This is a genomic window from Candidatus Schekmanbacteria bacterium, assembly GCA_003695725.1.
In the GTDB taxonomy this organism is placed as follows: Bacteria; Schekmanbacteria; GWA2-38-11; order GWA2-38-11; family J061; genus J061.
In genome coordinates this window covers 1-12,801 of record RFHX01000320.1, presented here as the reverse complement: position 1 = coordinate 12,801, position 12,801 = coordinate 1, and the positions used below count along the sequence as shown (strand labels likewise).

Here is a 12,801-nt window from a genome sequence, read left to right as displayed (position 1 = left end):
GTCCTCTTGATTACGAAAGAGGGCCTTTTATTTTAACCTGTAGATTAGACATCTTCTTTACAAATCTTTTTGTTAAATTTATTTAGTTACTTTTCTTTAATTTGATCTAAAATAATGAACTAATACTATGAGTTTGGTGAAAGATTTCCTGTATACTCATCTAAGTTTGAGAGGGGAAAAAACCTTTCTCAAAGAGAATACAAAAGAATGCACATTTATTGATACTGCATCCAATATTTTGGATTATGCAGATGCTCTTTTAAATCTTGGCATCAAATGCGGAGAACGTATTGTGCTGATTTTACCAAACAGCTCTGAATTTGTTTTTTTCTACTATGCTTCAGCATTGACAGGTATTATTTCAGTGCCCGTTGATACTCGATATGGAATTAGTGAAATTTCTCAAATCATCGATGATTGTGATCCAAAAGCTATATTTTGCTTCTCGTCATATAAAAAGAAAAATTACAAAGTCATTTTAGATGAAATTTACAAAAATAGGGAACAGAAAGATCAAATAATCTTTTTGGATGAAACCCCTTTGAATCAGAGAAATAAATATCCATTCCAAAATGAAAAATCAAATATATTGAGAAGGCTTGATGAATATAAACCACTTTCAATTGATGAACCCTTTGTTATATTGTATACATCAGGAAGCACTGGGAAACCGAAAGGTGTTCTTTTGAATCAGAGAAATCTCATAAAAAATTCTCTTGCAGTAAATTCAAGATTAAAGATAACAGATAAGGACATTTTCCTTTTGATAGTACCCTTTTCACATGCCTTTGGGTCAAGTGTGCTTCTAAACAATGCATTTACAGCAGGATCAACTATAATAATTCTTGATGTTTTCGATCCCGAAGAATCCTTGTCTCTTATAAAAGATGAAAATGTCACCTTGCTTTATGCTGTTCCAACTCAGGTGGTACAGTTATGCGAAGAGATGGAAAAAAGCGTGATTAAGAAGACTTCATTGAGAACAGGTTATATTTCAGGCGCTTCCTGTACACCAGAATTAATAGAGCTGTTAGAGAAGAAATTTGGTTGTAAGGCGTGTATCGCTTATGGTATGACAGAAGCTTCATGTATATCTATTTCATCGCCAGATGATGATTTATATGTTAGAAGCAAGAGTGCGGGCAAAGCCGTAGAAGGGACAATGGTGAAGATTGTTGATGATGAGAAAAACAAGGTGAAAAATGGAATGTCTGGAGAAATTGCAATAAAAGGCGAAAGTGTAATGAAGGCTTATTACAGAAATAAAGAGATAGAAGATTGGTTTTATACGGGAGATATTGGAGTTATTGATGATGAGGGAAATCTGAAAATATTAGGACGGAAAAAGGATTTAATTATCAGAGGGGGATTTAATATTTTCCCAGGTGAAATTGAACGACATTTAATGAATCATGATTTTGTTGAAATAGCTGCAGTTTTTGGTATAGAAGACAAAACTTTTGGAGAAAAAATTGTTGCTTGTGTAAAGACGAAGGAAAAAAGTAAAGTAAGCGGGGAGGAACTGAGTAATTTTTGTAAACAGTTTCTTGCTTCATATAAGATTCCTGACTACATAATATTTGTTGACTCTTTTCCACTTACAGCAAGTGCAAAGATAAAAAAAGAAGAACTAAAATCGTTGGTTATAAAAGAGCTTTCCAATGAAAGAAAAAGTTTGACAATATTTGAAAATTTTTAACAATGAGAAAAAATATAAGGAGGCAAAGCAATGATGGTGATGAAAGAGAAGTTTTCAATGAAGAAGGCGATTATTTTACCAGTACTTTTTTTATCCTTTATAATCATATGGGGATGTAAAAAAGAAGGGCCTAAACAAGGAAGCTTGCTTATTGCAACTAAGAAGACAAATGGAGAGGTAATAGATTGCAAAGTAATTGCTTATACGAAAGATAACCACATTGATCAGGTTGCAGAAGGAATTTCAGGTCTTGATATGTATCTGAAAGAAGGGACATATGATATAAAGATTGATTGGCGCGGCAATATGAAGTGGATTAATGATGTAAAGGTTGAGCAGGGTAAAAAGTTTACTGATACAGTTGTTTTCCCTACCGGAAAGCTCCTTGTTAAATCGATTAATAAAGATAAAACTCCAGCAGCGGCATCTATCCTTGTAGTGCCTGATAGAGACCCTGATAAAGGATTGGAAGTATCGAGAAACGAAGATGGTTATATTACACAATTATTCGTCTTGGGAGAAAAAATTCAGATTGGCAATTCGCTTGAGACAGTTGAGAAAATCTTGAAACCTGAGATGCTGCGAGCTCCTGTCATTAGAGAAAAAGAAGGGATGACAAAATATGAAACTCGGTTCTATAAGGTTTTAGGAGCAAATGTTGATATAACATTTGTCAAGGAAGGAGCAACTCCTTTTAAGGTTGAAACAATCGATTTAGACAGAAAAGTAGGTGCTGGAGTTTCTGGTGACCCAATTGAACTTTATCCGGGAATATATGATGTTAAGGTTAGCCACGAAGGTGCAGATAAGTGGCAGGAAAATGTAGAGATAAAGGACCAGGAAGAAAAAGTGATTGATGTCGTCTTTGAACAGGGCTGGATTGTGGTAAAAACATTGAATAAATCTGAAGATGTTAAGAATCTTCCAGTTACGATATATCCCGCTGGCGATAGACAAAATCCTATCAAGAGCGGCAGAGTGAATGAAAAAGTATCTATTGTGCCCGGTGTATATGATGTGATTATAGACTATAAAGGAAAATCGGCACAAATATTGGGTGTAAAAGTAGTTGATGGAAAAACAATTACTAAAAAAATCAGGTTATAATTGAACAATTTTCTGGACCTTTGAAATTGGAAGATTTCCTTGAAACATTCAAAGAGTATCTAAAATCAAATAACCTCAAATATACGGCTGAAAGGGAAACTATTGTCCAGGTTATTTTTGAAACCCATGACCATTTTGATGCAGACCAATTAGAGGCAATATTACGGGAAAAAAACAGCAAAATATCGAGAGCAACAATTTATAGAACTCTTGACCTTCTCATAAAAAGCAAGTTGATAACACAGCATCAAGCCGGATTTGGCCGCAAAATTTATGAGCATATTCTTGGACATAGGCATCATGACCATTTGGTCTGCCTCTCTTGCAATAGTTTTATAGAATTTGATGATGAACGCATCGAGAATCTTCAAAATGAGGTTTGTAGAAAAAAGGACTTTTTGGCTGAACATCACAGTTTGAAGATTTTTGGCTATTGTAAAAAATGCCGAGAAAAGAAAAAGTAGATAAACTCCTTTTTCTATTAAAAACGCGCTCTCAATGCCATAAAAATTGAAAAAACCTTATATTTTCATTTTTTTATTTCAATTAAAGATATTCTTTTCCGATAAATACCCCTCAAATTGATTCAAAACTAAAAAAAATCTTTTGTAAATTTAAGGTGAAGAATTGACAGAAAATAACTTTATTAAATTTTATAAGCCTCGAATACTTGCTTAATAAATTGTCCAATAAACCGATTATATTAAAAAGGTTTTTGCACTGAAAGGGAGATTCCAAATGAATTCAATAAAACAGGGAATTCTAACTATTAAACAAAATCAACCATTAAAAAATGAAGAAAAACATAAAATATTAGTCATCGACGATGAAGAAGTTATGAGATGTATGCTGAATGATGTATTAACAGATGAAGGTTTTGATGTAGAATTGGCATCAAACGGTTTTGAAGGAATCGGAAAAATAAAATCCAACAATTATGATTTGATTATAACGGATATAGTAATGCCTGAATTGGATGGAATGGAAGTCTTGAAAAAAGCAAAAGAAATATCTCCAAACTCGGATGTATTGGTTATGACAGGATATGCATCAGTTGAAACTGCCGTTAAATCGATGAGATTGGGTGCTACTGACTATATCGTGAAACCCTTTAATATTGAACAGATACAGATTGTCGTGCAAAGAACGATTGAAAAGAGACAACTTCAAAGAAAGGCTGAAGAGGGAGAATTTTATAGGGAGCTTTCCCAAATCGATGGGCTGACAGAGGTTTACAATCATCGCTTTTTTCATCAACTGCTTGAGGCAGAGATCAATAGATGCAAAAGATATAATAGACCTGTTTCTGTATTGATGTTGGATATTGACTATTTCAAGGAATACAACGACGCAAATGGGCATCCTGCAGGTGACATTCTTCTCAAACAAATGGCTTGGCTTTTGACAAAATCCTGCAGAGATTGCGATTATGTTGCGAGATACGGAGGCGATGAATTTTGTGTAATATTTCCTGAAACTGATGAGAAGGAATCTTTTACAATTGTTAAAAGACTTAGGGATGTTATATCAGAAACGCATTTTGACAGGCAGGAAGTTTTACCTCAGGGGAAGGTTACTGTCAGTATGGGACTTGCCAGTTTTCCGAAGAATGCAACTGATAAAAAAAGTCTTATTGAATGTGCAGACAAAGCGCTATATGCCGCAAAGAAGAAAGGTAAAAACCTGCTTGTCCTTTCCTCTGATATTCAGAAATAGATAACCCAATGAAAGAAAGAATTAAAATACTTGTAGCAGACGATTCTAAAATTATCCGCAAATTTGTAACAAGGTCTCTTATAGACCGGGGATATGATGTTGACAGCGCAGAAGATGGCCTTGAAGCTCTTCAAAAGATTAAAACTAATTCCTATGACATTCTTCTAACAGACCTGATAATGCCGAAAATGGATGGCATTTCATTAGTCAAGGAAATTGCCAAATTAGAAAAGAAGGATGATATTGAAGTTATTGTTATGACTGCACACGGCACATTGGAAACAGCGCGTCTTGCATTAAAGGAAGGAGCAGCTGGTTATGTCCTTAAACCATTCGATTTTAAAGAAGTTGAAGGGATTATAAAAGATGTAATTGAAAAGAAAAAAAAGAAGGAAGATGATATTAAAATCAACATATATAGTGAGTTGTGTGCAATCAATGAAAAAATAAGTTCTAATTTCGAGATAGAACATATACTATCTATGATTTTTCAATCAGCACTGAATAATACATCGGCTGATTACTGTTATGCTGAGCTTTTTGACGAACAGAAAGAGAGAAATTTTACGCTATCAAGCCATCCTGACAAGGAAATAGAAAAGGAGTTTTCATTTAAGAGGTTTATTAGAGATTTCCGCGAATCTTCTCAAAATTCCAAGGCAGTAGTTTTGAAAAGGAATAGTGAAAAAATATATCCTTTGAGAAGCCGCTGTTTAATTGCTGATATTTCTAATTATATTACTTCTGAGAGCAATATAAATGCAATTGTATCGGTGCCATTGAATTTCTCAGGCGGCTATAGAGGAGAAATGGTCTTCATATCTCATTCGTCAAATGATTCACAGATGAATGAGAATGACATTCAGTTTTTGACATTTCTTTCAATGCAGGCATCTATGTCAATTGACAACTCAATGCTTTTAAATGACCTCAATAATTCCTATTTATGTGCAATAAACTCCCTTGTAATGGGAATTGAAGCTCGAGACAAATATACTTCAGGCCACAGTCAAAGAGTAACGAATATAGGCATTCTTTTGGGAAAAAAACTTGGATTGAGCAGTCAGGAGATAAAGATTATTGATAATGGCGGGCGCCTTCATGATATAGGAAAAATCGGCATATCAGATATGATACTCAATAAGCCGGGAAAACTTACTGATAATGAACGAGAGATTATAAAAAATCATACTATAATAGGAGACAAAATCATTGCACCGATTAAATCATTGCAGGATGTAAGATGTATTGTTAAACATCATCATGAGAGAGAAGACGGGAAAGGATATCCTGATGGATTAAAGGGTGACCAAATCCCTGCCGTCGTAAAAGTTATAATTGCGGCTGATTCCTATGATGCTATGGATTCTAAAAGAATATACAGGGATAGACTGCCAATGGAATATATTAAGAATGAATTTATAGCCCTTCGAGGCAAACAATTTGACCCTTTGATTAGTGATTTAATGGTAAAACTTATTGAATCAGGAGAAATTAAAAAGTATACTGCTATCGACAATAGTCCACTTATTCGATTGTCAGCAGCTTAACATCCCCTTCTATAGTCTCTCCTTCTTTAACCTCTATAGAAATTACTTTTCCCTTTTTGGGAGATGTTATTTCATTTTCCATTTTCATAGCTTCCAATATAAGAAGGCCTTGCCCTTCATTTACTTCATCGCCCTCTTTTACTAAGACTTTTATAACTTTCCCCGGCATCGATGATTTTATCTCCTGTTTCCCTTCTGCCTGCTCCAATGAGGACCTTCTTATTTTTGCTTTCTTTTTTTCATTGATTACATTGATTGAATAGTGGATACCATTAATGTGGATTGAGCATTCTCCATTTCTTCCTGTTAGATTCACTTCATATGACTTACCGTTGATAATAAGAGAGTAAAGAGAATGTTCAGAATGAACGAGATCGACTTCGAGCTTTTTCCCATTTAATTCAACTAAATATTTATTCCCCTCAACCTCTTTTACATCGATTTTATACTCTTTGTCTTTATGAAACGCAATGTATCCCATCGTTTATCTGCCTTTCCATGGATTATATTGCCTTGTTTGAGGAATAGCCGTTATATTGTTTTTCCCATTTTTCATATCGTTCATATAAGCAGAAAGCGCTGCTGAAATGAGCGCAATATCAAAAAAGTTCTCTTTTTCTATTGATTCCCTTTTTTCTTTTTCAAAGGAAGTATCGATAAAACTTGTATTAAAATCTCCCTTTATGAAATGTTTGCTTTTCATTACTTGTTTGTGAAAAGGAATTGTTGTTTTGATACCACTGATGTAATATTCATCGAGAGCTCTCCTCATCTTTTCAATAGCTTCCTTCCTGTCGCGTCCCCAGCTTACAAGCTTGGAAATTAAGGGGTCATAATAAAGTGAAACCTCGAAACCTTCAAAAACGCCTGAGTCGTCTCTTATACCGGGTCCTCCCGGTGCCCTAAGATTCATTATCTTACCAGGAGATGGCATAAAGTTCTTTTCCGGATCTTCTGCGTAAATGCGGCATTCTATACTATGTCCATTTACTGTTACATCTTCCTGAGAAATACTCAAAGGAAGTCCTGCAGCTATTCTTATCATCTCTTTCACAATGTCTATTCCGGTAATCATTTCTGTTACAGGATGTTCAACCTGAAGTCTTGTATTCATTTCGAGAAAATAAAAATTTTTGTCTTTGTCTACAAGGAATTCCACAGTCCCTGCGCTGTAATAACCCACTGCTTGAGCGGCTTTTATAGCTGCTTCTCCCATCTTTTTTCTCATTTCGTGGGATACGATTGGTGAGGGACTTTCTTCTATGACTTTCTGATGTCTTCTCTGAATAGAGCATTCTCTTTCGTTGAGATGGATAGTGTTGCCTTTTTTGTCGGCTAAAATCTGAACTTCTATGTGTCTTGGATTCTCAACGAATTTTTCTATATATACTGAATCATCGCCAAAAGCGGATTTTGCTTCAGAGCGTGTTGCACGTAAAGCAGATTTTAATTCCTTCTTTTCTCTTACTAAACGCATTCCTTTCCCGCCGCCGCCTGCACTAGCCTTTAACATTAAAGGAAACCCTATTTTTTTTGCAATTTTTTCCAGCTCCTTTTCATCCTTTATGTTGCTGCTTGTTCCGGGAATAATTGGCACTCCTGCCGATTCCATAGTTTTTCTTGCAAGAGTTTTTATTCCCATATTTTCTATTGCTTTGGCAGGAGGACCTATAAAGACTATTTTCGATTTTTCACACAGTTTTGCGAACTTGAAGTTTTCTGCAAGGAATCCGTATCCCGGATGTATGGCTTCGCTCTTGCTCTTTTTGGCGATATCTACAATCTTATGATAATCGAGATAGCTTTCCGCAGGCGAGGGAGGACCTAAACGGTATGCCTCGTCTGCATATCTTACATGTAATGAATTCCTATCTGCATCTGAATAGACTGCAACTGTCTTAATCCCCATTTCTCTGCATGCTCTTATTATCCTGACTGCAATTTCACCCCGGTTTGCAATAAGAATTTTTTTAAACATCTGACGAATCCCTCTTTAGAATGGTAGATTGCTGTGTTTTTTCTTTGGCATCGAGTCAACCTTGTTTTCTAGCATAAGAAGGGCATTGATGAGTTTCTTTCTTGTATCTTTCGGTTCAATTATTTCATCGATATACCCAAGTTCTGCGGCAACATAAGGATTAGCAAATCGTTTTCTATATTCGTTGACGAGTTCTTCCTTCTTCTTTATCGGGTCTTTCGCTTTTTGAAGTTCTTTTCTAAATATTATGTTGACTGCACCATCAGGACCCATAACTGCTATTTCTGCTGTTGGGTAGGCAAAACTTACATCGCCATGGATATGCTTGCTTGACATAACATCATATGCCCCTCCATAAGCTTTTCTCGTAATAACGGTCAATTTTGGAACTGTGGCTTCACAATAGGCATAAAGAAGTTTTGCGCCATGTTTGATTATTCCGCCATATTCCTGAGCTGTTCCGGGCAAAAATCCGGGGACATCTTCGAATGTCACTATGGGGATGTTGAAACAATCACAGAATCTAACAAACCTTCCTGCTTTCAAAGAGGCATCAATATCGAGCGTACCCGCAAGATGCGCCGGCTGGTTTGCTACTATGCCGACGGAACGTCCACCAAGTCTTGCAAAGCCGATGATGATATTCTTTGCCCAATGCTCATGAATTTCAAAAAAGTGGTTATTGTCAACAACTGTTTTTATAAGTTTTTTCATATCGTATGGTTTATTTGGATTGTCTGGCACAAGTGTTTGTAAAGCTTCATCTTCTCTATTAGGATCATCATCACATTGAGCTAATGGGGGGTCTTCTTTATAATTTTGAGGTATATAGCTCAAAAGTTCACGAGCTGTTAAAAGTGCGTCTTCATCATTTTCACAAGCAAAATGAGCTACGCCGCTTTTAGAATTATGAGCCATTGCACCGCCTAATTCTTCTTTTGTGACATCTTCATGAGTTACGGCTTTGATTACATCAGGGCCTGTGATAAACATATAGCTCGTCTTTTTTGCCATAATAATGAAATCTGTAAGAGCAGGACTATATACTGCGCCTCCTGCACAGGGGCCAAGAATAAGCGATATCTGAGGTACTACTCCTGATGAAGTTACATTGCGCATAAAAATTTCCGCATAGCCGCCGAGACTAAGGACGCCTTCTTGAATCCTTGCCCCTCCTGAATCATTTATTCCTATGACAGGACATCCTGTTTTCATTGCCATATCTTGAATCTTTACGATTTTCTTTGCATAAGTTTCACTCAAACTTCCGCCAAAGACTGTAAAATCCTGAGAAAAGACAAAGACTTGCCTGCCATCAATCTTGCCATAACCGGTAACTACGCCGTCACCATAGATTTTATTTTTTTCCATACCAAAATCATGACATCTATGGACAACGAACTTGTCAAACTCTACAAAGGTACCTTCATCAAGAAGAATGTCAATCCTTTCTCTTGCGGTGAGTTTGCCGGCGGCATGCTGTTTTTCAATCTTTTCCTTACCACCTCCCATTTCCGCCAAGGCATTCTTCCTCTTTAATTCTTCAATCAGTTTTTCTATTGACATAAGCTCTACCTCTGGCTTTATAGTAAGTTAAATTTTACAATTGCTTAAACATAATCTTTATAAAAGCATTTTTGAAATATTATAAGCAGTATAAGATGTCAAGCATCATTTATTTTCCCTATGTTTTGGGATAAAAAGAAAAAAATAAAATTGACTAAAAATAATATCACATCTAAAATCAAAAAATTAGGTTTGATGTAAAAATTTGAAACAGAAAAAAATAGACCGATCAATTGTCTAATTTAGAAGTAAAATTAGAGAGAAAGGATTATCGTAGGTGAAGAAAAAGGGAGCAGAAATAATAGTTGAGACTTTGATTGATAAAGGCATAGATACCGTATTTGGTTATCCCGGGGGTGCCAATATACCAATCTACGATGCAATCTACGGCAGAAGTGAGATAAGACATATTCTCACCCGCCATGAGCAGGGTGCGATTCATGCTGCCGATGGTTATGCAAGGGCAACGGGAAAAATAGGAGTAGTCTTTGCCACTTCAGGTCCCGGCGCAACAAATCTTGTTACAGGACTTGCAAATGCATATATGGATTCTGTTCCGCTTGTAGCAATAACGGGACAAGTGCCGACACATATGATTGGAAATGACAGCTTTCAGGAAGCTGATATTTATGGAATTACAGTGCCTATAACCAAATACAACTATCTTGTAAAAGATGTCAATAAACTTGAAGAGGTCATAAATGAAGCTCTTTATATAGCATCCACTGGACGGCCCGGCCCTGTATTGATTGATATACCCAAAGATATACAGGAAAGCACGGCAAAGATGAAAAAAAACATAACTGTTAGACTGCCAAGTTATAAGCCCAACATAAAGGGGAATCCAATTCAAATTAATGCCGCTGTAAAGGCAATTGACAATGCAGAAAGTCCGCTTCTTTATGCTGGTGGAGGTGTTGTTGCTTCGGGTGCCTGTAAAGAGCTTTTTAAACTTGCTAAAAAGGCATCTATACCAGTTGCTCTTACACTTATGTCAATGAGTGCTTTCCCCACTGAAGATAAATTATGTCTTGGCATGGCTGGAATGCACGGCACCAAATATGCAAATCTTGCCATTCGTGATTGCGACCTTTTAATTGCTGTTGGGGCGAGATTTGATGACAGGGTTACCGGCAATCCTAACAATTTTGCCAAGAATGCGTCCATAATCCATATCGATATCGACCCTGCAGAGATAGGAAAGATTAAAAAAGCATTTATTCCCATTGTTGGTGATGCGAAATCTGTACTTTCTGAATTGGCAGACAAAGTTAAGGTTCAAAAGAGGCGAAAATGGATAAATAAAATAATGAATTTTAAAAAAGAATTTCCTCTTTCCTATGAAAATTCAGGTAAAAAAATAAAACCGCAAAAGGTTATTGAAACTTTGAGTGAGCTCACGAAAGGCGATGCCATATATGTAACCGATGTAGGACAACATCAGATGTGGTCTGCTCAATACTTGAAGTTCAAACATACCCGTTCGTTTATATCATCAGGAGGCTTGGGCACAATGGGTTTCGGATTTCCTGCTGCAATAGGTGCACAGATAGGGAATCCGAAAAAAACTGTTGTAAATATTACAGGGGATGGAAGTTTTCAAATGACAATACAGGAGCTTGCTACTGCCTCAAATTATAAGTTGCCTATAAAGATAATTCTTCTAAACAATGGTTTTTTGGGAATGGTGCGCCAGTGGCAGCAGCTTTTTTTCGATGAAAGGTATTCTTTTACCGATCTTGGAGAAAGTCCGGATTTTGTGAAAATTGCAGAGGGCTATGGAGTTAAAGGAATGAAGATAGAAAAGCCATCTGAGGTAGAAAGGGCGATTAAAAGCGCACTGAAATACAAGGGCCTTATCCTTCTCGATTTTAGGGTTGAAAGAGAAGAGAATGTTACACCAATGATACCTCCGGGCGGCTCAATAGAAACTATGATGGAGTAAAAAGAAATGGCAAAACATACCTTATCGATTCTTGTTAGAAATCATCCGGGAGTTTTGTCTCATATAGCAGGGCTTTTTGCACGAAGGGCTTACAATATTGAGAGTATAGCCGCAGGTGTTACCGATAAGCCCGATGTCACTAGGATAACAATAGTAGTGAAAGGTGATGAGTATATCCTTGAGCAGGTGACTAAACAATTAAGAAAGCTGATAGATGTCATAAAGGTTGTGGATTTGGGATATGCAGATTCCATAAGTCGAGAACTTGCACTTATTACGGTAAAATCATCTAAGGAGACAAGAAGCCAGATAATAGAAATTAGCAATGTTTTCAATGCCACGATAGTTGACCTTACAGAAAAATTGATAACTTTGCAGGTTGTCGGAAATGACAGACAGATAAAAGGAATTATTAAACTTTTATCTTTTTTTGGGATTGAAGAGATGGTAAGGACAGGTGTTATTGCTTTGCCATATAGAAGCACCAGAGATTAAGCTAATTTGATTGACAAAAAAATGGCGCTTTAATATGATAATCAAAGAATATGATATGAAAAAATGGGGGAAGAGGGTAGAATAATCAAAAGAGGCAGAAGTCAAAGGAGGAACCAATGAAAGAGCTAACAGAATTAATCGTGCAAAAATTAGTTGACAAACCTGAAAATGTGTCTGTTACAGAGACCAAAAGTGAAACAACAGTGATTCTTGAAATCGAGGTTGCCAAAGAAGAAATAGGGTTGGTAATAGGAAAGAAGGGAAAAATTATAAACTCTATCCGCAACATAATAAATGCCGTTGGCAGAAAAAACGGCAAAAAGGTGATTGTAGGTATTAAAGAATAAAATTTCCCCCCTTCATTTAATCAATTGATTTGGAATGGATTAAATGGAGGGGGGTTTGATTTTCATTAATTGGGATAGAAAAAGAGGAACTATTTCCTGCAGTTTCTTTGCATCTTCTTCGGTAAAATCAGCTCCAGCATCTTCAAGAGTATATCCCTTTCTGCTTATTTGTATGACTCCCAAAGAGTTTCCATTATCAAGAAGAGGTACAGTTATCATTTTCTGAATTGGTTTTGGTTTGCTCTCATCTATCTTTACATGCTCATAAATGCTTAAATGCTTAATTTTTTGCATATCATTCTTTATTTCCGGCTTTTTGGTCATCATAACTTTTGTTGATACACTTTCCCTTTTCGTCAAAGGAAAAGTTGACCCCCCCTGATACAGTTTTTTAGGGG

General features: G+C 36.2%; 12 protein-coding genes. 8 read left to right on the top strand and 4 right to left on the bottom strand.

The genetic code is table 11. From position 1 onward, the window contains the following. Positions 1-127 precede the first annotated feature (127 nt). The 5 genes from D6734_11910 to D6734_11890 all read left to right on the top strand — a co-directional run bounded on the left by D6734_11910 (position 128) and on the right by D6734_11890 (position 6,072). Positions 128-1,699: a long-chain fatty acid--CoA ligase gene (locus D6734_11910; protein RMF92622.1), complete on the top strand. Its 1,572-nt coding sequence runs from the start codon at positions 128-130 to the stop codon at positions 1,697-1,699. Positions 1,700-1,729: 30 nt separating this feature from the next. Beyond that, positions 1,730-2,806 carry a hypothetical protein gene (locus D6734_11905; GenBank protein ID RMF92621.1) on the top strand — a complete coding sequence of 359 codons (1,077 nt, stop codon included), beginning with the start codon at positions 1,730-1,732 and terminating at the stop codon, positions 2,804-2,806. A 26-nt stretch (positions 2,807-2,832) separates the two neighbouring features. Beyond that, positions 2,833-3,270 (top strand): transcriptional repressor, encoded by a 438-nt coding sequence (locus tag D6734_11900; GenBank protein RMF92623.1) that lies wholly within the window; start codon positions 2,833-2,835, stop codon positions 3,268-3,270. Positions 3,271-3,544: 274 nt separating this feature from the next. Further along, on the top strand, positions 3,545-4,522 hold the full coding sequence (locus D6734_11895) for a diguanylate cyclase (GenBank protein ID RMF92620.1): 978 nt from the start codon (positions 3,545-3,547) through the stop codon (positions 4,520-4,522). An 8-nt stretch (positions 4,523-4,530) separates the two neighbouring features. Continuing rightward, positions 4,531-6,072: a response regulator gene (locus D6734_11890; GenBank protein RMF92619.1), complete on the top strand. Its 1,542-nt coding sequence runs from the start codon at positions 4,531-4,533 to the stop codon at positions 6,070-6,072. Here the strand turns inward: D6734_11890 and D6734_11885 are convergent. Genes D6734_11885 through D6734_11875 form a run of 3 tightly spaced genes read right to left on the bottom strand, consistent with a single transcriptional unit; the run spans position 6,050 to position 9,616 of the window. Next, a complete protein-coding gene (locus D6734_11885; GenBank protein RMF92618.1) occupies positions 6,050-6,553 on the bottom strand; it encodes a biotin/lipoyl-binding protein in 504 nt (167 codons plus the stop codon). The genes D6734_11890 and D6734_11885 overlap by 23 nt on opposite strands. 3 nt (positions 6,554-6,556) lie before the next feature. Next, positions 6,557-8,050, bottom strand: coding sequence for an acetyl-CoA carboxylase biotin carboxylase subunit (accC, locus tag D6734_11880; GenBank protein ID RMF92617.1), 1,494 nt, complete (start codon positions 8,048-8,050; stop codon positions 6,557-6,559). Between the two features lie 15 nt (positions 8,051-8,065). Next, positions 8,066-9,616 carry an acyl-CoA carboxylase subunit beta gene (locus D6734_11875; protein RMF92616.1) on the bottom strand — a complete coding sequence of 517 codons (1,551 nt, stop codon included), beginning with the start codon at positions 9,614-9,616 and terminating at the stop codon, positions 8,066-8,068. Between the two features lie 277 nt (positions 9,617-9,893). On the opposite strand from D6734_11875, the gene ilvB reads away from it, so the two are divergent. From ilvB to D6734_11860, 3 genes are all read left to right on the top strand, one after another. Continuing rightward, on the top strand, positions 9,894-11,561 hold the full coding sequence (gene ilvB, locus D6734_11870) for a biosynthetic-type acetolactate synthase large subunit (protein ID RMF92615.1): 1,668 nt from the start codon (positions 9,894-9,896) through the stop codon (positions 11,559-11,561). 6 nt (positions 11,562-11,567) lie between these two features. Next, the gene (gene ilvN / locus D6734_11865) at positions 11,568-12,056 is read left to right on the top strand and encodes an acetolactate synthase small subunit (GenBank protein ID RMF92614.1); all 489 of its coding nucleotides are present in this window, start codon (positions 11,568-11,570) and stop codon (positions 12,054-12,056) included. Between the two features lie 116 nt (positions 12,057-12,172). After that, complete coding sequence (locus D6734_11860) at positions 12,173-12,403, top strand: KH domain-containing protein (GenBank protein ID RMF92613.1); 231 nt, start codon at positions 12,173-12,175, stop codon at positions 12,401-12,403. A gap of 39 nt (positions 12,404-12,442) precedes the next feature. On the opposite strand, the gene D6734_11855 is transcribed toward D6734_11860, so the two are convergent. Beyond that, on the bottom strand, positions 12,443-12,801 hold a 359-nt coding region (locus D6734_11855), incomplete at its 5' end, for a GAF domain-containing protein (protein ID RMF92612.1).

What these genes read in the sequence shown, in the direction of transcription:
- D6734_11890 (RMF92619.1), top strand. Translation starts at nt 4,531, where the DNA reads ATGAAAGAAAGAATTAAAATACTTGTAGCAGACGATTCTAAAATTATC.
- D6734_11875 (RMF92616.1), bottom strand. Translation starts at nt 9,616, where the DNA reads ATGTCAATAGAAAAACTGATTGAAGAATTAAAGAGGAAGAATGCCTTG.
- D6734_11885 (RMF92618.1), bottom strand. Translation starts at nt 6,553, where the DNA reads ATGGGATACATTGCGTTTCATAAAGACAAAGAGTATAAAATCGATGTA.
- ilvN (RMF92614.1), top strand. Translation starts at nt 11,568, where the DNA reads ATGGCAAAACATACCTTATCGATTCTTGTTAGAAATCATCCGGGAGTT.
- accC (RMF92617.1), bottom strand. Translation starts at nt 8,050, where the DNA reads ATGTTTAAAAAAATTCTTATTGCAAACCGGGGTGAAATTGCAGTCAGG.
- D6734_11895 (RMF92620.1), top strand. Translation starts at nt 3,545, where the DNA reads ATGAATTCAATAAAACAGGGAATTCTAACTATTAAACAAAATCAACCA.
- D6734_11905 (RMF92621.1), top strand. Translation starts at nt 1,730, where the DNA reads ATGATGGTGATGAAAGAGAAGTTTTCAATGAAGAAGGCGATTATTTTA.
- D6734_11910 (RMF92622.1), top strand. Translation starts at nt 128, where the DNA reads ATGAGTTTGGTGAAAGATTTCCTGTATACTCATCTAAGTTTGAGAGGG.
- D6734_11860 (RMF92613.1), top strand. Translation starts at nt 12,173, where the DNA reads ATGAAAGAGCTAACAGAATTAATCGTGCAAAAATTAGTTGACAAACCT.